Genomic DNA, 21,079 nt, shown 5'->3' with positions numbered 1-21,079 from the left:
CTTGACGGGCTACGTTCTGATTACTGATAACTTACAACTTAAAGGGTGTGATATGAATATTTTGAAAATGTCGGAGCTGGATCTTGCCGGTAAACGGGTATTGATCCGCCAGGATCTCAACGTGCCGGTCAAAGAGGGTAAAGTGACCTCTGATGCCCGCATTAAAGCCTCTCTGCCCACTATCAAAGCAGCCCTTAAAGCCGGAGCCAGAGTGATGGTGATGTCCCATTTAGGGCGCCCCACAGAAGGCCAGTTTGAAGCTCAGTATTCCCTGCAACCAGTAGTGGACTACCTTAACAAGGCCCTTGATTGTCCGGTGCGCCTGGCCAGTGATTACCTTGATGGTGTAGAGGTGGCCGAAGGCGAGCTGGTGGTACTGGAGAATGTGCGTTTTAATCCCGGCGAGAAAAAAGATGATGAGACGTTGTCAAAGCAATACGCCGCCTTGTGTGATATTTATGTGATGGATGCTTTTGGCACGGCCCACCGTGCACAGGCCTCTACCCATGGCGTGGGTAAGTTTGCACCACAGGCTTGCGCCGGGCCATTGCTGGCCGCTGAGCTGGAAGCCCTGGGCAAGGCACTGCAGAACCCGGCCAGGCCGCTACTGGCGATTGTGGGTGGCTCCAAGGTTTCTACAAAGTTAACCGTACTGGAAGCCTTGTCAGAAAAAGTCGATCAGCTGATAGTGGGTGGCGGTATTGCCAATACCTTTATCGCCGCGACCGGTAATCCTGTAGGTAAATCTTTGTATGAAGCGGACCTTATCCCTGAAGCCAAACGCCTGCTGGAAAAAGCCCGCGCCAATGGTGGTGATATTCCGGTGCCGGACGATGTGGTGGTGGGGCAGGAGTTTTCTGAAACTGCGGTGGCGACCCATAAAAAGGTGAGTGAAGTGAGCGAATCGGATATGATCTTCGATATCGGACCGCAAACTGCCGAAAGACTGGCCGAGCAGATTAAAAAAGCCGGTACTATTGTCTGGAATGGCCCGGTAGGGGTGTTTGAGTTTGACCAGTTTGGTGCTGGCACCAAAGTCCTGGCTCATGCGATTGCCGACAGCGACGCCTTCTCTATAGCGGGCGGTGGTGACACCCTGGCGGCGGTTGATAAGTATGAGATTGCCGATAAGATCTCTTATATCAGTACCGGTGGTGGTGCCTTTCTGGAATTTCTTGAAGGCAAGGCCTTACCGGCAGTCACTATGCTGGAACAAAGGGCTAAGTAGGTCGGAATTTATGTCCAGGGATGGACGGTATGTCGACGTTGCAGGGATGCATTTCGTAGACCAGTCCGACAAAGGATCACAAGCATTCACATTGGTGTCGGACTAAAGTCCGACCTACAGGTGCAGCGCCGTTGGGCTGCTTAAAAATAAGAAGGGCGGCTAACGCCTTAGCTATACTAACTGACAATATCTCTGTATCCCGGCGCTGATTCTGAATACAGCTCAGCGCCCCCTACAATAAAAAAGGAGTTGCCAATGGCAGCCGAAGCCAAAGCAAAAATGCTGGAAAAAGTGCAGAATCAGGATGGCTTTATTGCCGCTCTGGATCAAAGCGGTGGCAGTACCCCAAAAGCCCTGAAACTGTATGGGCTTGATGAGTCTGCCTGGAGTTCAGACGAGGAAATGTTTGATCTGGTACACCAGATGCGCACCCGCATTATTACCAGTCCGGCTTTTAACGGTGAGCGCATACTGGGCGCCATTTTGTTTGAAAACACCCTGGATCGTTATGTCGAAGGGGAATATTCATCCCGTTATCTGTGGAAGGAAAAGCAGGTTGTGCCTTTTCTGAAAGTGGACAAAGGCCTTGCCGATGAGGCAAAAGGGGTACAGTTGATGAAGCCCATGCCTGAGCTGGGTAAATTATTGTCCAAGGCCAATGATCAGGGCGTATTCGGTACCAAGATGCGTTCGGTGATCAAACAGGCTAATGCTGAGGGGATCCGTGAAGTCGTGGCGCAGCAGTTTGAAGTGGCCAGCCATATTATGGCTGCGGGTCTGGTGCCTATTATTGAGCCGGAAGTGGATATTCACTGCCCGGATAAGGCCGAAGCCGAAGCCCTGCTCAAGCAGGATATTCTGGCCGAACTGGACAGTTTGTCTACGGCACAGAAAGTGATGCTCAAACTCACCCTGCCCGAAGAAGACAATTTCTATAGGGATTGCATTGAGCATGGCAATGTTGTTCGTGTGGTGGCCCTCTCCGGCGGTTACAGCCGTGAAGAAGCTAACCAGCGTCTGAGCAGAAATCATGGCATGATCGCCAGCTTCTCGCGGGCGCTGACAGAAGGATTGTCCGCACAGCAATCAGATGAAGACTTTAACGCCACGCTGGATGCGACTATCGAGAGTATCTATCAGGCATCCAAGTCCTGATTGCTTTAAGCTATCAATCACCGTAATAACATGATTATTACGGTGATTTTTTATCAGATTGAAGCAAAAGTATCTGAATATATTATTTAAACGGTTAAAAAATAACCGCAACCCCTGCAAACTGGCTTGTAATTTAGTTACAATTGCGCCAGATTTTCAACCACCCGGAACGTAAGCTCGATGATAAAGAAGACCACTTTGGCCCTGGCGGCCATTCTCACCCTGCCTTTTTTGGCCCAGGCTAATAGTCTGGATGTCGTATTTGCCGCAGATACGACGACTCCTGAAGAGACGGAAAAGCCTTTTACTATGGATGGTGAGCTGGGCATTATCGTGACCACAGGTAATACCGAAGCGTCTACCTTCAAAGGCAGAATCAACGCTCACCAGGAATTGTCTCAGTGGAGCAACGACTATACGATAGAGGGGTTTTACAAGCAGGATGAGGTGACGGTTGATGACGAAACTGAAACCCAGACAACTGCGCAGAAGATTTTCCTGTCAGGTCAGGGAAGTTACAAACTGGAAAATCCCAAGCATCGCTTGTTCGCTTTTGGTTCTTATGAAGATGACAGATTCAGTGGTTTCAATCACCAGGCGACAATAGCAGCAGGTTGGGCACAGGAGTTATGGAAAACCGATGTTTCTTCTTTTACCTATAGCATCGGTCCTGGTTATTCGATGGCAGAGCGCGAAACCGGCGAGAGCGTAAACGGTATGATAGTTCGGGGCGCACTGGATTATCGCTGGAAAATTTCCGGTACTTCTGAGTTCCGTCAGACCTTCAGTACTGAAGTGGGTAATGAGAATACCAAGTCCAAATCTGAGTCTTCTGTTTCCGCGCAGATCAATGGTTCACTGGCTCTGAAAGTGGCGTTGATACTGAACCACAATACTGATGTGGCAGATGATATTGAAGAACTGGATACCCAGACCTCGGTAACACTGGTCTATAACTTCTTCTGATTATCAGCATTCCGATAGTTAAAAACGCCGGTCAGTTGACCGGCGTTTTTGTTTTCAGCTCAGGTAGTCTGGATGGAGCGAAGCGGAATCCGGGAGAACCCGCAATCCGCTGCGCTACTTGACGGGCTACCCTGGCTGCATTTATCTACAACTGCGCAAAGCATTTGCACCACAGAGCCACAGAGCCGCCGAGAAGTAAAAGGGGACAAACCCTCCAGATCTCTGTGCCCTCCGTGGCTCTGGGGTTAATTTGAGATTTTCAAAGGTCACTGGATGCCAGATAACAACATTCGGGCATGACGGACGGTCGTTCCCGTATGCTGTAGGCGGACCCGCCCAGCACCTTTGATTGCACCGTGTAACCGTTAGCACATTGGTCATTCAATGGTTGCTGTGAACCCAGCGCCTTTTATTTAGCACCAACAACACAAAAAACAGGTTTCACCGCAGAGACGCTGAGAGCACGGAGATTTGAATCTTTAATCTCTTTGCCTCCGCGTTCTTTGCGCCTCTGCGAGAGGGATAGGCTTTTACCTTTACTCCACTTTGGTTTTCAGACCACGGCGGATCAGCAGGGCTTCTGTGGTCGGCTCCTGGCCACGGAATTTGATATAAGATTCCATCGGCGGCCGTGAATTGCCCGTTTCCAGAATGTGCTTGCGGTAGAGCTCACCGTTTTCACGGGTCAGTCCGCCTAAGCTCTGCACATAGGCGAACGCATCGGCAGCCAGAATTTCACTCCACATATAGGCATAGTAGCCAGCCGAGTAACCACCACCTACTGAGTGGGCGAAGAAGGTTGATTTATAACGTGGCGGTACGGCAGGCAGATCTACGCCGTATTTCTCCAGTGCCGCCTGTTCAAATTCTGTTGCATCAATCAGTGGTGCATCGGCACTCAGAGTATGCAGTTCCATATCCAGCAGCGCGGCAGACATATATTCGAGGGTATCAAAACCCATATTGAAGCTGCGTGAACGCATGATCTTATCCAGCAATTCCTCAGGGATCTGCTCATCGGTTTCATGATGACGTGCGTAGTTGGCGATCACTTCAGGGTAAGCGGCCCAGTCTTCCTCAAAGGTAGAAGGGAATTCCACATAATCACGGGATACGGAGGTACCAGCCAGTGAGGGGTATTTTACATTCGAGAGCATACCGTGCAGACCGTGGCCCAGTTCGTGGAACATGGTGGTCACATGGTCATAGCTGACCAAAGTCGGTTCACCTTCTGGCCCTTTAGGGATATTCATCACATTCACCACTACCGGCTTTTGTTCCAGCAGGTGGGACTGACCCACAAAAGAGCTCATCCAGGCACCACCCCGTTTGCCTTCCCGGGCAAAGTAATCGGCATAGAAGATAGCCAGGCTCTTATCGCCATGGTCAAAGACTTCAAAAGCCTGTACATCAGGATGATAAACCGGCAGATCCGGGCGCGGTTCGAAGCGCACGCCATACAGGCGATTCATGGTATAGAATAAGCCGTCATGCAGTACCCGGTTAAACTCGAAGTACTGTTTGACCTCCTGCTCATCAAGATCATATTTTTCCTGACGTACCTTTTCGGCATAATAGGCCCAGTCCCATGGCTGAACGTCAAAGTCACCACCTTCACGATTAATCATTTCCTGAATCGCGGCCTGTTCAGCTTTGGTGTTTTCCACTACAGCTGGCACCATGCTGGTGAGCATATTCAGCACATTGCTGGGGGTTTCTGCCATGGTATTCTGTAATTGGTAGCTGGCCCAGTTCGGGTAGCCGAGTAACTTTGCTCTTTCTGCGCGGATCTGTGCCAGACGGGCTACTAAAGGTTTATTGTCCAGTTCGCCGGAGGTACCACGATACGCCGAGGCTTCCCAGATTCGTTGTCTGAGCTCACGATTTTCCAGTGAGCCTAATACCGGCTGACGGGTGGTATTGGTGATCTTGATAAGGTACTTACCTTCATGACCGGCATCGGTGGCGTCTTTGGCTGCCGAGCGAATATCGCTGTCACTCATGCCAGCAAGCTCTTCCTTGCTGTTTACCACTACGGCGATTTCTTTGCTCAGTTTCAGCAGGTTCTGGCTGAACTCTGTGGTCAGCTGTGAATGTTCTTCATTCAGCGCCCGGATAGCGGTTTTTTGCTCTTCGTTAAGTTGTGCACCGGCGCTTACAAAGCGGTCGTAGTATACATCCAGCAGACGGGCAGATTCAGGATCTAAATCCAGTTCTTCACGCTGTTCGTACAACCCTTGTACCCGCTCAAAAAGTTTAGCGTTAAGGTAAATATTGTCGCGGTGCCCGGCCAGTTTCGGAGCCATGGTTTTCTGAATTTCCCGACGCTGCTCATTGCTGTCAGTACCTGTGAGGTTAAAGAAAATACGCGATACGCGGGTCAGCAGGCTGCCGGTTTTCTCCATTGCCACAATGGTGTTGTCGAAGCTGGCTGGCTCCTGATTATTGGCGATCGATTCAATTTCTTTGAGATGTTGCTCAATGCCCTGTTCAAAGGCGGGCAGGAAATGGTCATCTTCAATAATGCTGAAATCCGGAGCCTGATATTGCAGGCTGCTTGGTGTGAGCAGCGGATTAGCCTGTTGGCTGTCTGCAACAGCCTGGCTGGCTGTTTCGCTGTTATTTTGTGATTCTTCCGGCTGCTTGGAGCAGGCGCTCAAAGCCAGACTGGCGGCTATGGCCGTGGCGATAAGGGTCTTACGCATAGGTTTCTCCGTCGAGGGCGATTGTTGTTATATTGTAACGTTTAGCTAATTCCTCAGTTTGCCAGAAAACCGCAACAATAATCTAACTTTGCTGCTACCGGCACAGGCGCTGCGATAAAACGCAGTTTTCAGAACATTTTATGCATCTGGCCCTATGCAAAGTTGCCATCTGGATCTTATCTGAAATTTTGTTGGCGCTAAGGTGGGTTGATGTTTTTTTAAACAACAACAGGTAAAAATTATGCTTCGGACTCCATTTATATGGCTGCTGCTTGCCTCGGCACTGGTTATCGGCAATCAGGCGGCTGCGGTCAGCTTGTTTGATGATGATTTTCAAAGTGGTGAATATAGTCAGTGGGCCACAGCCGGTGATGGCAGTGACAACCTTAATCTGTATCAGGGCAACTATTCCTTGCGCCTCGATGGTTTGCGCGAGGCACAGATAAGCCTGTCTACAGCAGGTTATGACAATGTTAGTCTGGATATGCAACTTACCGCCACTGACCTGCTATACGGTGATCTGTGCTACGCCGAATACTCAGTTAATGGTGGTGCCAACTGGAATACGCTTGGAAGTATAGGTGTGGCTCAGTCTGGCGGGGCTTTTGTGTCATTCAGCCAGACCTCTGGGCTGGATGATATCAGTCAACTGGTACTGCGCTTTCGTGCCTACACCTTATATGACAACTATTGCTACGGCGACAATGTCAGCCTTACCGGCACGCCGATGTCGCAGAATACGCTGTTCAGCGAGGACTTTCAGGATGGCGACAGTGCCGGCTGGGCTTTCAGCGGTAATGGTAATAACAGTGTAAATTTGTACCAGGGCAATTACTCGCTGCGTTTGGATGGTCTGCGTCAGGGCCAGATCGATCTCTCCTCTTCCGGAGCTGAGAATGTGGTTCTAAGTGCTGAGCTGGCGGCCTTGTATCTGGTCAGCGGTGACAACTGCCACCTGGAGTATTCAACTGACGGGGGGCAAAGCTGGCAAACACTGCTGACTCTGGGTAACGGCGATGATGACGGTGATTTTCGCAGTGCCAGCGTTAACACCGGGCTGGATGATAATGCCGGTTTGAGCCTGCGCATTCGCGCCTACACTCTGTTTGGCAATTATTGTTATGGCGATAATATCAGCCTGACTGGTACCACAGGCGGGCAGACACAAGGGCCACAGCTGAGTGTCAGCGGTTCCGGGGATTTTGGCTCTGTGACGGTGGGCAATACTGTCAATGCCAGCTTTACCCTCAGCAACAGCGGTGATCAGAGCCTCAATATTGGCAGTATCAGTGGTGCTGCCACGCCTTTTTCAATCAGTGCAGATAACTGCTCGAACCAGAGTCTGGCACAGAGCCAGAGTTGCCAGCTGCAGGTGGATTTTACGCCGGTGGAGCAGGGCAGTTTTAGTGACAGCCTCAGTATTACTTCCAATGATACTGATCAGAACCCTTACAATATTGCCCTGTCAGGAACCGGCACCCAGACCGGCAGTTGTGAATTTGATTGTCTCGGTGGTGATGGTAATGTCAGTCGCAGTCAGCTCACCTACAGCCAGCTCACCGGCAGCGGCGCAGTATCACTGGTGGATTACAGTCACTACGCCTTGCCCGCCAATGGCGCGGATCCAACCAACAGCTTCAGTGGCAATCTTAGCCTGAATATTGTAGCGGGCACACTGGTTGAACAGGGTACTAATCTGGCCTCGGCCTATACCAACCCGGATAGCCTGCCGCCTTTTGATTTTGACTTTGTACAGCATGGTAGTCATCTGATCCCCGTCGACCGGCAGGTTACCGCCACCGGGCATACCGCCTGGGAGTGGATATTGCTGCCGGGGCGGGTCTGGGATGAAAATGGTGATAATGGTTACAGCCGAGTGGCCATTCCTTTTGCGTTGCAGGAAATAAACGCCAACTGCACTCATAACGGTGTGATGACAATGCTGTTTAAGGATGATGGATCGGTGTCGGACGTGGCCTATCAGATCGCTCAGGAGACCTGCGAGTACTTTAAATTCAACCTGCATGGCAAACTTGAGGCTGATTATACCCCTGGCGTCGTAGCTGGCGAGACTCAGCTTAAAAACGACTATGTGGCAGAGCTGAGTAACAGACTGCCACGCAAGGCGATGTCGGAATTGGCCACCGACTATCCGGGGCAGGGGGTAAATATCAGCGCTATTGGCAGCGACCAGACCTCAGTGCATTTAAGTGCATACGGTGTGCTCTACCAGGGCACCCATTATCAGGGCCAGTGTAATACCCGCCAGGGCAACTACCCCTATTGTGAGGTGATGGCATTGCCCTCTTATTCCACCGCCAAATCCGTTGTTGGTGGCATAGGTCTGATGGCGCTGGAGCAACAATATGGCGGCTCGCAGGCGGGTCTGATTGTCAGTGATTATGTCAGTGAGTGTCCTACCAGTACCTGGTCTGATGTTACCTTTGAGCAGGCGCTGGATATGACCACAGGCAATTATGATTCTGCGGGTGACTCGGTGGATGAAGGTTCACAAAAAACCGTCGATGAGTTCTTTCTGGTGGCCAGTCATAGTGACAAGATCAGCCATGCCTGTGATTATTCGCGCAAGAGTACGCCGGGCACCCGGTTTGTTTATCATACCTCGGATACTTATATCTTAAGTCGCGCTATGCAGAAGCTGTATGAGGCCAATGAGGGCGCGCAGGCAGACTACTACATTGACTTGCTGGTGGAGCAGATCTTCAAACCCAAACATCTAAGCCCGCTGACATGGGAGAGTAAACGTACCTATGGCAGCGAGCGGCAGGTATGGGGTGGATATGGCCTGACCTTCACCGGTGATGATTTGCTGAAAATCGGCCGCTTTCTGGCACTGGATGATGGCGAGGTGGCCGGACAGCCGATGCTCGATGCCGGTCTGCTCGCTGATGCCCTACAGCAAACCAGTAACCGTGGGTTAACGACCGGCACCAGCAGCAGCCGTTATCAGAATGGCTTCTGGGCTTATGACTTAAGTGCTTCCACTCAGGTGGCCTGCACCAACCCCACCTGGGTGCCCTATATGTCGGGCTTTGGCGGCATCGGCCTGGTGCTGTTGCCAAATGATATGCTGTATTACTATGTCAGCGACAACAGCGAGTATGGCTTTACCAAAACAGTTAAAGAGCTGGATAAAATCGCCCCGGTTTGTAATTGATAAAAGATTATTTTCACCACAGAGACACGGAGGACACAGAGGATGAGAGGGTTGTTCTTCTGCGTACTCAGTGTTTCGTCGGTGTGTATGCAGACACTGGGTTCCCGCCAACGGCACGTGGGAACGACAATCGGTCATGCCCGAGTGCCGTTATCGGGCTTGTCCAGCACCTTTGAGAAGAATAGAGATGTACCGCTGAGACGCAGAGTTCGCGGAGAACACCAGCCTTACAACCTCTGCGTCTTTGCGCCTCTGCGAGATAAAATTTATTTGACAAATATTCTGGGGTAGTCGAATAAATTCAACCCTACATAGAATTGCTCTGCTCGGCGTGCTCTGCGACTCTGTGGTGAAAAATAAAAACTGGCGCCAAAGACGGTATCTAACTGGTCCTTAACGGATAGCCTTAAGCTGATAATCTGGTGAGTATGATAATAAGTCTAAGCAGTAAATTAATGAAATTACCTACCCTTGCACCAGATGGCACAGCGGCGCGGATTATGCTGGCATTTTTAGCCACAGCCGGGCTCTTCTATGTGAATATTATGCCGGCCATTGTTTCAGGGTTGATTGAATCCCTGAACTTCTCCCGTGCCGATGCGGGTTTAGTGGCATCGCTGAATATCTATGGTGCGGCGGTAGGGGCCTTTGTGGCGGTGTTTCTGGTAACCCGAGTGCCCTGGCGACCCGCAGCGGCGGGTTTATTGGTCTGCCTGATGTTACTCGATGGCCTGTCTATTATTGTGTCAACGCCTGAGGTTATGATGCCGCTAAGGGCGTTGCATGGTGGTGTGGGTGGCCTGCTGGTGGGTATTTCCTTTGCGGTGATTGCCCGGGTCAGTCAGGTGCATAAAACCTTTGGGTATCTGCTGTTTGTACAGTTTGGTCTCGGTGGTTTTGGCGTGATGTTACTGCCGCCACTGGCACCGATGTATGGTACAGCCGCGTTATTTCTGGCGCTGATCGCGTTCAGCGCAGTGTCGCTGGTGATGCTGAGCTTTCTTGGTGACTATCCGATACAAAAGCCGGATCCTGACAAGGTTGTGGCGCCGATACAATCTAAGCCTCTGGCCTCGGCTCTGGCAGCGGTATTCTTGTTTCAGGCCGCTAATATGGGTCTGTATGCCTATATTATCGACCTCGGTCAGCAGGCCGGCCTGGATATTAAATTTATTTCACCCACTCTTGGCGTTTCAGCCTGGATAGGGCTGCTCGGCTCTGGTCTGGTGATCCTGTTCTCTACCCGCTTTGGCCGCACTTTGCCCCTTGTGGTCGCCATAGGTATGACAACCCTGGCCACCTTTGCACTGCATTTCAGTCAGATGGCCGCGATTTTCTGGCTGGCTAATGTGCTGGTTGGCGTGACCTGGGCCTTTAGTATCGCCTATTTATTAGGTATCTGTGCGGAGTTCGACAAGGCCGGCAAGATGGCCGCGCTGGGCGGTTTTGCCTCTAAAACCGGACTGGCCTCCGGCCCCTTTGTGGCGGCGATGATCCTCACCGATGAAGGTTATGGCCAGTTGATCAACATTGCTGTGGTGGCGCTGGTACTTTGTCTGCTGGCCTGTCTGTTTCCGGCCAGGCTGCTTGATAAGCAAAGTTGAAGCGGGCAAGATGGCAGTCTTGTGAATTGTACTTTGATGCCTCTATGCCGCAGCATTTGTTTGTTCTGGACGATGACGATAAAACCAGCCTGCAGAAACAATTACAGCAAAAACTGATCGGCGCCATCCACAGCGGTTATTTTTCCGCTGCCAGTAAAATGCCTTCCAGCCGGAAGCTGGCTGAACAATTGGGCGTATCCCGCAATACGGTGGTGGCGGCCTATGAACAACTTGTCGATGAAGGCTATCTGGTCAGCCGCGAGCGCAGTGGCATTTATGTTAATGACGAAGTGTTTGAGGATTATGCCGAGCAGGCTGCCGCGCCTGCTGTGGCGGCCAATCAGTTTGACTGGGAAGGGGCGCTGCATGGTATTAAAGTAGAAAAAAGCCCGCCGCCCTATCCGGATAACTGGCAGCAATACCCTTTTCCTTTTATTGATGGTCAGTACGATCAATCGCTGTTTCCGCTCAATCAATGGCGGGAATGCTCGCGGCTCAGCCAGAATGTGGATGAGATCAAAAGCTGGGCCAGAGATAGCGGCAATAAAGATGATGAGCTGCTGATCCAGGAGATCCGCACTAAGGTACTGCCGCGTCGGGGGATCTTTGCTGAGGCAGACGAGATCCTGATCACCCTTGGCTCCCAGCACGCACTCTATTTACTGGCCAGGCTGTTGTTAAGTAATACCCGGTTACTGACCACCGAAGAGCCCGGTTATCAGGGTATTCGTCAACTGGCGCAACTGATGTATTGCCCGCTGCAGTTTGCCGCTATAGAGGCCGACGGCATCCGCCTTGAGGATATCGCCCCGCAAACCGATGTGCTGTATGTGACCCCCAGCCATCAGGTGCCCACCGCGGTGACCATGTCCAGAGAGAAGCGCGAAAGGCTGATTGAGCAGGCGCAGCAGGATGATTTTGTGATCATCGAAGATGATTACGAAAGTGAAGCGAATTTTCTCAGTAACCCCCATCCTGCGCTCAAAAGCATGGATAATGCGGGCCGGGTGGTGTACGTATCCAGCTTTTCCAAGGTGCTGGCACCGGGGCTGCGCTTAGGCTTTATGGTGGCGCCTAAAGCCCTGATTAAACAAGCCAGGCGGCTGCGTTCTTTATCCTTGCGCCACCCCCCGGCCAATAATCAGCGGATTATGGCGTTATTTTTATCGCTGGGTTATTACGATATGACCATGCGCCGTATTCATCAGGAACTGAATCTGCGCTGGCAGGAAATGCGCGAGGCCCTGAATCATTATCTCGGCCCTTATATTGTCACCTCTGAAACCGTAGGTGGCAGTACGGTGTGGATCAAAGGCCCGCCCGGATTAAACAGCCAGCGATTTGCCGCCGAAGCGGCCAAAACCGGCATACTGATCGAGCCGGTGCACCGCTTTTATGGCGGGCGGGAAAAGCCCGAACAGTATTTCCGTCTTGGTGTACGCAGTATTCCCGCCGCCAAAATACGGGAAGGCATAGAGCGGCTGGCCAGATTAATCGAAGAGTTCAGAGAGCAGCAGGACAGAGACTGGGGCCAGCGCCTCAGTGGTGATGCCCTGCTGGCGTTTGTGTCCAACTGCCAGTTCATCGGCCGTACCGTTTTTGGCGACCCCTACCGTATCCACTTGCGGGCCAATGGCACCATGGAAGGCTGGGAAGGCCATACCGATGAAAAACACGATACCGGCACCTGGTGGCTAAAAGGCGATACCTGGTACCGCCAGTGGCAAAGCTGGTCATACGGTGAACTGCTGGGGTTCGAGATTTATATCAACGATAACCGCATTCACTGGGTGCGCGATGGCCAGTTAGTGGATGCGGCCTTTTATACCATTCCGGGTGAAGAAGGAGAGTAGTGCTTTTTGTTGGTACAGTGTCAGAAGGGCGTTAATGCTTGGCTAATTGACTGACTGCCTGGATGATGAGTCTTCAACTACAGGCTGTCCATTTAAAGCACTACGTTTTATATGTGACTGCTGATTTCCTCCCTTATTTAGATACTCAAACGCAAATGAGCCTGTTATTGAGCCAGCAACCCCTAATAAGAAAGCAAAAAAACTGGTCAGAGCCAAAGCTAAAACGGGGCAGATTTTCTTTGCCATTCGCTCAAAACAGAATTTCATCGGCGCTTTACCAACAGTTCCTCCTCTCGCCTTCAAGTCCCGGGGATAAATCCGGCTTCCTGCACAGCCTTCTGATTTCTTCTGGCTCCTTAACTTTTGCAAAACTGGTCCTGTTGCCTGTTGGCGGTTGTCCCTAAGCTGGTAAGCAATCGAAAGGCCGACGTTTGGCATTAAGGAGAACCGATGAGTGTATTCACCCTGGCAGGTTTGCAGCTGGAGCTGGAACCCCATCAGAATAATTTTGAGCATATCAGTGCTGAGGTGCTGAGCCTGAAGAAGCGCTTTCCCAATCTGCAGATGGTCATATTGTCTGAGTTGTGTAACTGTGGGCCAGCGCCGCGTTTTGCAGAGCCTATGCCCGGTCCCCTTGAAGATGCCTACGCTGAACTGGCGATGCAGGCCGAGGTGTATCTGGTCACAGGTTCGCTGTTTGAGCGCGATCAGGAGCGTATCTTTAATACTCTTTCGGTGCTCAGCCCCAAAGGCGAGGTGCTTGCCCGTTATCGCAAAATCTTTCCTTTTCTGCCCTATGAAGAAGGCGTGTCCTGCGGAGAGGATTTTGTCACCTTTGATATCCCCGGTGAGGGCTGTTTTGGCCTGTCTATCTGTTATGACATGTGGTTCCCCGAAACCGTCAGGGCCTTAGCCTGGAAAGGGGCTGAGGTGATTTTACATCCTACTTTAACCAATACCATCGACAGAGATGTGGAGCTGGCCATCGCCCGCGCCAATGCCGCCACTAACCAGTGTTATATGGTGGATATTAACGGTGCCGGCAAGCTGGGCATGGGGCGTTCTATCGTGGCAGGGCCAGGTGGTGAGGTGATCTATCAGGCCGGTGATACGCAGGAAGCCATTGTGGTGGATATTGATTTTGATTATGTACGCCGGGTACGGGAAAACGGCTGGCACAGCCTGGGACAACCGCTGAAGAGCTTTCGCGATAACCCGGTTGTTTATCCCCAGTACCAGAAAGGTGCCAGTTCGGCGGCCCTGAACGCCCTGGGGCCGTTGCAGAAACCGGCCAAGCCTGATTGGTCAGAATAAAGCGTGCAACTGGCCCGGACAATAATTAAAAACTGGCTCTAACCGGAACCCGAACGATTTCTTAGAGTGTTGAACAGAATAAAAACCAGAGGAAGATGTTATGCAGACTCAGACAAAGGTGAATAAAAGAACAGGTTTTGCCCTTAACCCCGTGGCCCTGGCTATTGCCGCAGCAACGATGCTGCCGGCGCTGGCAGTGGCACAGGAAGCAGAGCAGGACAAAGAAGTGATCGAGCTGGAGCGTATTCAGGTCACCGCCAGCCGTCGCATCACAACGGTTGAAGATACCCCCTACAATATCTCGGTTATCAATGGCAGCCAGCTTGAAGAAGCGCAGATTGTTGATTCGGTAGAGATGATTCGCAATATGGCCGGTGTGACCGCCGTTGACCGCGGCTATCGTAACTCTGGTGTGCTGAATAACATCATTATCCGCGGCATGAATGTAGACTCTTCCGGTAATGGCGACTTCGCCTTAAATGCCGCACCCACGGTGTCGTCCTATGTGAACGACACGCCGATTTTTGCCAACTTTATTCTTAAAGATATCGAAGCCGTTGAAGTACTGCGTGGCCCGCAGGGCACACTTTATGGCTCCGGCGCCCTGGCCGGAACGGTGCGCTATAAGATGAACCGCCCGGATCTGGATTATTTTTCCGGTTCGGCAGGGGCTAACTTAAGCCGCAGCTCCGGCTCGGATGGCTTTAATAAGAATATTGATGGCATGATCAATATTCCGCTTACCGATACCCTGGCCTTTCGTGCCAATGCTGGGGTGATCCGCAATGACGGTATCGTCGATTACAGCACTATCTATGAGCTTAACAATGCCGGTGCGCCAGTAGCCGAAGGTGGCGATATTGCCAATGGTCGCCCGGTGTTTACCAGTAAAGAAGACGCCGACACCGTTGATATTGATTACGGTCGCATGTCGTTGTTGTTCCAGCCATCTGAAGAATTCAGTGCGCTGCTTTCCTATCAATATCAGTCTGATGATATTGGCGGGCGCCGTCAGGTGACTCGTGGCACTCACTGGGTAACAGGCGAGGAACAGCAATACGGTGATTACCAGAATGGTGCTATTCAGCTTGAGCCCAGTGAACGTAAGGTCGACCTGCTGGCACTGGAAATGGAGTGGGACTTAGGCTTTGCCACGCTCTCATCCAGTACCTCAAAGTATGAGCATGACGGCAGTTCTGTTAGTGATAACACCGGTTTCTATGCTCAGAATAACTGGTTCGCCTGGTTCTATGGCGGTTCCCCCCGGCCTATGGCGCAGGCTGTCCGTACCTATGCTGACGAGGCTTTTGCCCAGGAGTTGCGGCTGGTATCCAGTACCCAAGGCCCGATTGACTGGATAGTGGGTGCCTTTTATATGGATCAGGATACCTCAGCCAGTCAGGACAGCTTTATGCCGGGCTTTTCAGAGTGGGCCCAGGCCAGTGGCTTCGATGAAACCCTGGCGTCCTGGGGAGGCACCCTTACCGATCAGGATTTCAGATATCGTGATAAGGGCAATGTGAAGGATATGTCCATCTTTGGTGAGCTGACTTATCACTTCAGTGATGATTTTCGTGCCACCCTTGGCCTGCGCCGGTTTGACAATGATATTGAGAACACTACGACTATTGAACTGCCGATCTATCCCGGCGAATCTGATGTGAGCTCTGCCAGTGACGACAGCGGCACGCTGTTTAAGGTTAACGTTTCCTACGATTTATCTGACCAGGCGATGCTCTACGGTACTGTGTCTGAGGGCTACCGCCGCGGTGGTACCAGTGCAGTGCCCCTGACCGGTGGCTTTGCCGAGAACCCGGCCTATCTGAATTATGACTCAGACAGCGTTACCAACTATGAGCTGGGTGTAAAGGGCAATACCGGGCGTTTCTTCTACTCACTGTCGTTATACCTGATGGACTGGCAGGAGCCGCAGCTTAATGTGGCAACGCCAAACTGGGGCTTCTATGCCGCAGTAAACGGTGAGTCGGCAGAAACCAAAGGGCTGGAGATTGAAACCCGCGGTTATATTACCGATGATCTGCAGTTTACCGCTCAGTATGCCCTGACCAATGCCAAGCTGACCGATGATCTGTATATTCCATCGGGCACCGAAGCCGCTCCGGGCGAGTTCCTGCAGGCCGAAGCCGGCGATCGACTGCCCAGTACCGCGCGCCATACCTTAAGTGCCGGGCTGGAGCAGACCCATGATATCAACAGCGATTATTATCTGGTCAGCCGTGTAGGCGTATATTATCAGTCTGACTCGCGTAATGCCCTGAGCAGTAATCCAACCTTTGATATTGACCTGCCAGGCTTCTGGCTGGCTAATGCCGGTGTTGCGCTACACGCCGATGACTGGATAGCCACCCTGTACGTGAAAAATCTGTTCGGTGAAGATGCGGTGACCGGAGTATTGTCAGAGGCCTATATGGGCACAGACCCGGCAGAAAACTTTTATGGCAACGCCTCAAAGGATTATATTGGCCAGCCAAGAACGGTAGGGGTGTCATTTAACTACCGTTTCTAAGACATTTTCCGGATGAGACTATGCCCTTAGCCGCCAATGGCGAGATACAACAACAGCTGCAACAAGCCCGATCTTTGACAGAGGCCGGGCAACGCCAGCAGGCTTCGGCTTTGCTGGCAGCTCTGGCCGATGACTTTGCAAAACAAAGTCTGAGCCGAGCCGATGCCGGTTCAGTGGCTGAACTGGCATTTTTTTTCAGCCAGAATAAAGCCTGGCGAGATGCCGCATTCTGGTTTGCCAAAGCTGCAGAGCTGGCACCGGATAAGGCGGTATATCACTATAACCTGGCCACCATGTTACGCATTTTGGGTGATCTTAAGGGGGCTGAACAGGCCCTGGATAAGGCTCTTGAGCTTAATCCCGGTGATGGTGAGGCGCAGCATCTGCGCTCATCCTTGCGCATCCAAACCAGCAAACACAATCATATCGCCGAGCTTAAACAGCTGCTGCAAAAACCCGCTCAGGAACCCAAACAACAGGTGCATCTTCACTATGCACTGGCTAAGGAACTGGAGGATCTGCAGAATTATCCTGAATCTTTTACGGCCCTGAAGCAGGGCGCTGATTTACGCCGGGCTCATCTTAACTATGATGTCAGGCGGGATCTGGCGATTATGCAAAAAATCGCACAAGTGTTCTCAAAACAGCAATTGCAGCAAAAGGCGGGGAGCGGTTATGCCAGCGCCGAACCGATTTTTATTCTGGGCATGCCACGTACAGGCTCCACCTTAATTGAACGCATGCTGGGCAGTCATGCTCAGGTGAGTATGGCGGGGGAGCTGAATAACTTTTCCCAGGCGATGATGGCACAAATCCGCACGTTGGGGCAGCCCGGTAATATCCTTGAGGCGATTCAACTGAGTGCAGAGCTGGATTTTACCGCACTGGGCGAGCGTTATATCCACAGCACCCGACCGGATACCGGCCACAAGCCCTATTTTATCGACAAGCTGCCACTGAATTTTCTGTATATTGGCCTGATTAAGCTGGCATTGCCAAATGCAAAAATCATCCATGTACAGCGCGACCCCATGGATACCTGCTATGCCATCTACAAGCATTTGTTTACCCACGCCTACCCGTTTTCTTACAACCTGGATGAACTGGGGCAATATTATCAGGCCTACCAGCGGCTAATGGCGCACTGGCAACAGGCATTGCCCGGTTCAGTCCTGGAATTATCTTATGAACAACTGGTGCGTGAACCACAAACCGCGCTTAAGTCTGTGCTCGGATACTGCAATCTGGAGTGGCAGGCAGACTGCCTGCACTTTGAACGTAATGCCGATGCCAGCACCACCGGCAGTGCCGCGCAGATTCGCCAGCGCCTTTACACCAGCTCAGTGGGCAAATGGCGTCACTACAAAGCGCAACTGGTGGAGCTGGAAAAGCGCCTGAGCTGAGACAGCTCAGGCTCTGAGTAATCTTAACCGCCGGATATCCCTGAACACCTCATAGAGCAAATACACTGCTACCAGTACCAACCCTATAGAAATGCTTTTGTTGAGATCAAATCTAACCGGAAGACTCAGTGCTTTATCGGTGAGCACGACGATTTGCTCCAGGCTGGCGAGATAAAACAGCAGCCCGGCATAAATCAGATTCTGCACCGTGTTAATTCGCAGGGTGGCTCGATTCCAGTACGGGAAACGAAAACACCACAGATTAAACAGCAGGGACAATACTAACAGGGTGGTTATCACCGGGAAAAGCTGTTCAAATGGCCCCGCAAACGCAAACCAGGAGTCGCTCAGTGATTCGGCAGAGCGCCACAAAGGTTGCCAGATCACAAATAATACAAACACATTGGTGACCAGATCTGTGAGGGTGTGGGTGCTGCTGAGGTGTTGCCAGGGATGGCCAGTATCAGGTAAATCCTTTGGCTGCCAGTTGCTATATCCGAGCCATTTCTCTTCACTGCCTGTAGCGGTAATGGCATAAAATATCAGCGTGACGCTGGTAAACACCCAGGTCGCCGTGTCTACAAAGCCCAGACTCAGTTGCAATAAAAACCGGATCAGACTGAAATCTGAGGCAGCGATATAGCCAAGGCTCAGATCCAGTATATGCAACACAAACAACAACCCCATTACAAAAGCCAGCGCTTTAAAATACAAGGTCATTAATGCCGGGCTTACCAGTGGTGCAGGCGGATGATACCTGGCGGCGATTTGCGCCGGATGACCCAGCTGTTTCAGAATAACTTCAACCTGCTTTGGTGTATTCCGGGAGTCGGCACTTTCCTCCTGCGCCTCCAGTTGATCTTCGATATTGGCCTTAAGCTCACGGCCTACATCCTGCCTGACCGTTTCCGGCAGGTATTGCTCTACGGCATGGATATAACGCTGGATTAAATTCACTGATTGTTCTCCGTTAACAAAGTGTCTACAGAACGGGTTAATGCCCGCCATTCCCCGCTAAGTTGTTCTAACAGTTCCTGTCCTAATGCTGAGAGCTGGTAGTAACGTCGCTCGCGGCCTTCGGTATGGCGCCACTGGCTGTCTAACAGCTCCTGATCGGCCAGGCGGCGGATAAGGGGGTAAAGGGTACCTTCTTCCACATCAATGCCCGATTGCTGCAATTGTTTTCTCAGCGAGTAACCGTAGTGAGGCTGTTTAAGTGAACTGAGTACAGCCAGCACTAGTGCACCGCGGCGCAGTTCAAGCCGCATTTTGTTTAGCTGAGAATTTGTCATCTGTAATGTGTTTCCTGCATTTTTGAACCTGTGTGGTAATCACTGTGTACCGCACAGTATTTATACTATGTGACACACAGTAGTAGTTCAAGAAATTTTTCTTTGCTGTAACAAACAGTGGATTATGAGTGTTTAGAAATCCGGCAGGGTAAAATCAAAGCCTTGCTGTTTTAGCCAGGCTTCCGCCTGTTCAGGCTGTTGGGTATAGAAGTGAAATTCGGGATCGTAGCTTGAGCTTTCTCTGACAATACGTTCCTGCATGGCAAACTTGCAGACAGTGGCTTCATGGGTCTGATTGTTGGCGGCGCACCAGTCGTAAATCAACTGAAAATCTTCCAGTGCCTCCATAGTCGGCATGATCCAATCGCGCATATCCACATAGGCCGCCCAGGGTTGATGCTGGATCCCAGATACGGCGACTTTGACGTCAGCGAAAACCTTTCTCACCACCTGCTTTGACCAGATATGACGCAACTGCACGCACAGCACGTTACCACTGACATGCAGTTGATAGAGGGTCTCTCGGTTCATAGTGCTCCTGAAGGCTTCTGAATTATTATTATTGGATATCAGCAAAACTCAGATACTCTCAGCATACGTGATTATTACCCGACTTCAATATTTTGTACCCCATCATAGTTTCTCTGTCGAGATACCAGTTGACTGGGGCGGGCAATTACGCAAACTGTTAACAACAAGAATAACAACAACAAAGCCGATGTCTGATACGCCCCAATCCCGTCGTTTTCTGATTATTATCAACCCTCTGGCCAGTGGTCTTGCGCAAATCTATCGCCAGCGCCTGACTGAGCGTTTGCAGCAGGCCTCAGAGGATTTCGATATCTGGTATACCACAGACAACGACCAGGCCAACCAGCGCCATTTACAACAATGCACCACAGATTACTCAGACTGGGTGGTGATAGGCGGCGATGGCACCCTGAATCTGGCGGTGAATGCCCTGGCCGGCACCGATGTGATAATGGGATTGCTGCCCTGTGGCAGTGGCAATGACTTTGCCCGCAATCTGTACCGCAAAGGGGATGATCCCATCGAAGTGGTGCTGGGTGAGCATAGCAGCAGGATTGATCTGGGATTATGTAATGATCGTTATTTTGTCAATGTGCTGGGTCTGGGCTTTGACGGTGAAATTGTTGCCGGAATGTATGACCATCAGCCCAGAACCCTGCGCCGTTGGCGCTATCTACTGGCCGCGCTGGTTAAGCTGTTAGGTTATCAGGAACAAAAGGTTGCGCTGACAAGCACCGAACGCAGCAAAAATGAGCCAACCTTTTTGGTGGCTTTTGCTAATGGCCGGTATTTCGGCGGCGGTATGCAGATAGCACCAAAGGCTGAGCTGAGTGACGGTTTACTGGACTGTTGCTGGATTGGTAAAGCGTCGCTATTGAGGAAATTCTATTATTTGTGGCGTGTTTTTAGCGGCACCCACCTGAATGCCGCGGCAGTGGAATATTGGCAGGACAATACCTTTAACATCGACACACCTAATCTGCCTATAGAAGGGGATGGTGAGTTTTTCGGTACCAGTCCGGCCAGAATCTGTTGCTGCGTCAATGCCCTGAGGCTTAAAGTCCCTGCCAGGGAGGCTTAAATTTTTCCTTTTTGTTCAGCTTGTTAGCGGGCCTTGTTATGCGCTCAATGGGGGCTGATTTCTTGACACCCTGACTATCCCCCTCTATCTATTAAAGGCAATGCAATAAAAACAACACCAGGTAGCAACTGAATGCATTTAACCCCCTGTTAGTATTCCCGGTATGTCTGAATAGCAATCCGACAGCCATAGTTGTGTCTGTTGATTCAGATTGTTCCGGCGCAGGTGCTGCCAGTCACTAA

15 protein-coding genes are annotated in these 21,079 nt (G+C 51.3%); 10 read left to right on the top strand and 5 right to left on the bottom strand.

The features are described 5' to 3' along the window. Positions 1-52 precede the first annotated feature (52 nt). The 3 genes from AT746_RS15745 to AT746_RS15735 all read left to right on the top strand — a co-directional run bounded on the left by AT746_RS15745 (position 53) and on the right by AT746_RS15735 (position 3,349). Positions 53-1,228 carry a phosphoglycerate kinase gene (locus AT746_RS15745; RefSeq protein WP_062482148.1) on the top strand — a complete coding sequence of 392 codons (1,176 nt, stop codon included), beginning with the start codon at positions 53-55 and terminating at the stop codon, positions 1,226-1,228. A gap of 255 nt (positions 1,229-1,483) precedes the next feature. Further along, positions 1,484-2,383, top strand: coding sequence for a fructose bisphosphate aldolase (locus tag AT746_RS15740; protein WP_062482145.1), 900 nt, complete (start codon positions 1,484-1,486; stop codon positions 2,381-2,383). A gap of 180 nt (positions 2,384-2,563) precedes the next feature. After that, the gene (locus AT746_RS15735) at positions 2,564-3,349 is read left to right on the top strand and encodes a DUF481 domain-containing protein (RefSeq protein WP_082633306.1); all 786 of its coding nucleotides are present in this window, start codon (positions 2,564-2,566) and stop codon (positions 3,347-3,349) included. 536 nt (positions 3,350-3,885) lie between these two features. Here the strand turns inward: AT746_RS15735 and AT746_RS15730 are convergent. Then, positions 3,886-6,054, bottom strand: a complete 2,169-nt coding sequence (locus AT746_RS15730) for a M3 family metallopeptidase (RefSeq protein ID WP_062482142.1) — start codon at positions 6,052-6,054, stop codon at positions 3,886-3,888. A 241-nt stretch (positions 6,055-6,295) separates the two neighbouring features. On the opposite strand from AT746_RS15730, the gene AT746_RS15725 reads away from it, so the two are divergent. From AT746_RS15725 to AT746_RS15715, 3 genes are all read left to right on the top strand, one after another. Continuing rightward, a complete protein-coding gene (locus AT746_RS15725; RefSeq protein WP_062482138.1) occupies positions 6,296-9,232 on the top strand; it encodes a choice-of-anchor D domain-containing protein in 2,937 nt (978 codons plus the stop codon). Between the two features lie 455 nt (positions 9,233-9,687). Next, positions 9,688-10,836, top strand: a complete 1,149-nt coding sequence (locus tag AT746_RS15720; RefSeq protein WP_082633305.1) for an MFS transporter — start codon at positions 9,688-9,690, stop codon at positions 10,834-10,836. A 44-nt stretch (positions 10,837-10,880) separates the two neighbouring features. After that, positions 10,881-12,689, top strand: coding sequence for a PLP-dependent aminotransferase family protein (locus tag AT746_RS15715; protein ID WP_082633419.1), 1,809 nt, complete (start codon positions 10,881-10,883; stop codon positions 12,687-12,689). Between the two features lie 42 nt (positions 12,690-12,731). Here AT746_RS15715 and AT746_RS15710 read toward each other — a convergent pair whose 3' ends face one another. Further along, a complete protein-coding gene (locus AT746_RS15710) occupies positions 12,732-13,058 on the bottom strand; it encodes a hypothetical protein (RefSeq protein ID WP_156413718.1) in 327 nt (108 codons plus the stop codon). 81 nt (positions 13,059-13,139) lie between these two features. On the opposite strand from AT746_RS15710, the gene AT746_RS15705 reads away from it, so the two are divergent. From AT746_RS15705 to AT746_RS15695, 3 genes are all read left to right on the top strand, one after another. Further along, the gene (locus AT746_RS15705) at positions 13,140-14,003 is read left to right on the top strand and encodes a carbon-nitrogen hydrolase family protein (RefSeq protein WP_062482127.1); all 864 of its coding nucleotides are present in this window, start codon (positions 13,140-13,142) and stop codon (positions 14,001-14,003) included. Positions 14,004-14,103: 100 nt separating this feature from the next. Continuing rightward, the gene (locus tag AT746_RS15700; protein WP_062482124.1) at positions 14,104-16,530 is read left to right on the top strand and encodes a TonB-dependent receptor; all 2,427 of its coding nucleotides are present in this window, start codon (positions 14,104-14,106) and stop codon (positions 16,528-16,530) included. Positions 16,531-16,550: 20 nt separating this feature from the next. Then, entirely contained in the window at positions 16,551-17,933 is a 1,383-nt protein-coding gene (locus tag AT746_RS15695; RefSeq protein ID WP_062482121.1) for a tetratricopeptide repeat-containing sulfotransferase family protein, read from the top strand. A gap of 6 nt (positions 17,934-17,939) precedes the next feature. On the opposite strand, the gene AT746_RS15690 is transcribed toward AT746_RS15695, so the two are convergent. The 3 genes from AT746_RS15690 to AT746_RS15680 form a co-directional block, all read right to left on the bottom strand. Next, the gene (locus AT746_RS15690) at positions 17,940-18,890 is read right to left on the bottom strand and encodes an HAAS signaling domain-containing protein (RefSeq protein WP_062482118.1); all 951 of its coding nucleotides are present in this window, start codon (positions 18,888-18,890) and stop codon (positions 17,940-17,942) included. Continuing rightward, positions 18,887-19,225, bottom strand: coding sequence for a PadR family transcriptional regulator (locus AT746_RS15685; protein WP_062482115.1), 339 nt, complete (start codon positions 19,223-19,225; stop codon positions 18,887-18,889). The genes AT746_RS15690 and AT746_RS15685 overlap by 4 nt, the downstream gene beginning before the upstream one ends. Before the next feature lie 132 nt (positions 19,226-19,357). Further along, the gene (locus AT746_RS15680) at positions 19,358-19,756 is read right to left on the bottom strand and encodes a hypothetical protein (RefSeq protein WP_062482112.1); all 399 of its coding nucleotides are present in this window, start codon (positions 19,754-19,756) and stop codon (positions 19,358-19,360) included. 187 nt (positions 19,757-19,943) lie between these two features. Here AT746_RS15680 and AT746_RS15675 point away from each other — a divergent pair, with 187 nt between their 5' ends. Next, a complete protein-coding gene (locus AT746_RS15675) occupies positions 19,944-20,837 on the top strand; it encodes a diacylglycerol/lipid kinase family protein (RefSeq protein WP_062482109.1) in 894 nt (297 codons plus the stop codon). The last annotated feature ends 242 nt before the right edge of the window (positions 20,838-21,079 follow it).

Source organism: Lacimicrobium alkaliphilum, assembly GCF_001466725.1.
GTDB classification, from domain to species: Bacteria; Pseudomonadota; Gammaproteobacteria; order Enterobacterales; family Alteromonadaceae; genus Lacimicrobium; species Lacimicrobium alkaliphilum_B.
Note: the sequence above shows the minus strand (reverse complement) of the source record. Positions and strands in the feature narration are given on the sequence as shown.

Bases quoted from the DNA above. Each gene is read 5' to 3' on its own strand.
- AT746_RS15745 (WP_062482148.1), top strand. From the start codon at position 53: ATGAATATTTTGAAAATGTCGGAGCTGGATCTTGCCGGTAAACGGGTA.
- AT746_RS15740 (WP_062482145.1), top strand. From the start codon at position 1,484: ATGGCAGCCGAAGCCAAAGCAAAAATGCTGGAAAAAGTGCAGAATCAG.
- AT746_RS15735 (WP_082633306.1), top strand. From the start codon at position 2,564: ATGATAAAGAAGACCACTTTGGCCCTGGCGGCCATTCTCACCCTGCCT.
- AT746_RS15730 (WP_062482142.1), bottom strand. From the start codon at position 6,054: ATGCGTAAGACCCTTATCGCCACGGCCATAGCCGCCAGTCTGGCTTTG.
- AT746_RS15725 (WP_062482138.1), top strand. From the start codon at position 6,296: ATGCTTCGGACTCCATTTATATGGCTGCTGCTTGCCTCGGCACTGGTT.
- AT746_RS15720 (WP_082633305.1), top strand. From the start codon at position 9,688: ATGAAATTACCTACCCTTGCACCAGATGGCACAGCGGCGCGGATTATG.
- AT746_RS15715 (WP_082633419.1), top strand. From the start codon at position 10,881: ATGCCGCAGCATTTGTTTGTTCTGGACGATGACGATAAAACCAGCCTG.
- AT746_RS15705 (WP_062482127.1), top strand. From the start codon at position 13,140: ATGAGTGTATTCACCCTGGCAGGTTTGCAGCTGGAGCTGGAACCCCAT.
- AT746_RS15700 (WP_062482124.1), top strand. From the start codon at position 14,104: ATGCAGACTCAGACAAAGGTGAATAAAAGAACAGGTTTTGCCCTTAAC.
- AT746_RS15695 (WP_062482121.1), top strand. From the start codon at position 16,551: ATGCCCTTAGCCGCCAATGGCGAGATACAACAACAGCTGCAACAAGCC.
- AT746_RS15685 (WP_062482115.1), bottom strand. From the start codon at position 19,225: ATGACAAATTCTCAGCTAAACAAAATGCGGCTTGAACTGCGCCGCGGT.
- AT746_RS15680 (WP_062482112.1), bottom strand. From the start codon at position 19,756: ATGAACCGAGAGACCCTCTATCAACTGCATGTCAGTGGTAACGTGCTG.
- AT746_RS15675 (WP_062482109.1), top strand. From the start codon at position 19,944: ATGTCTGATACGCCCCAATCCCGTCGTTTTCTGATTATTATCAACCCT.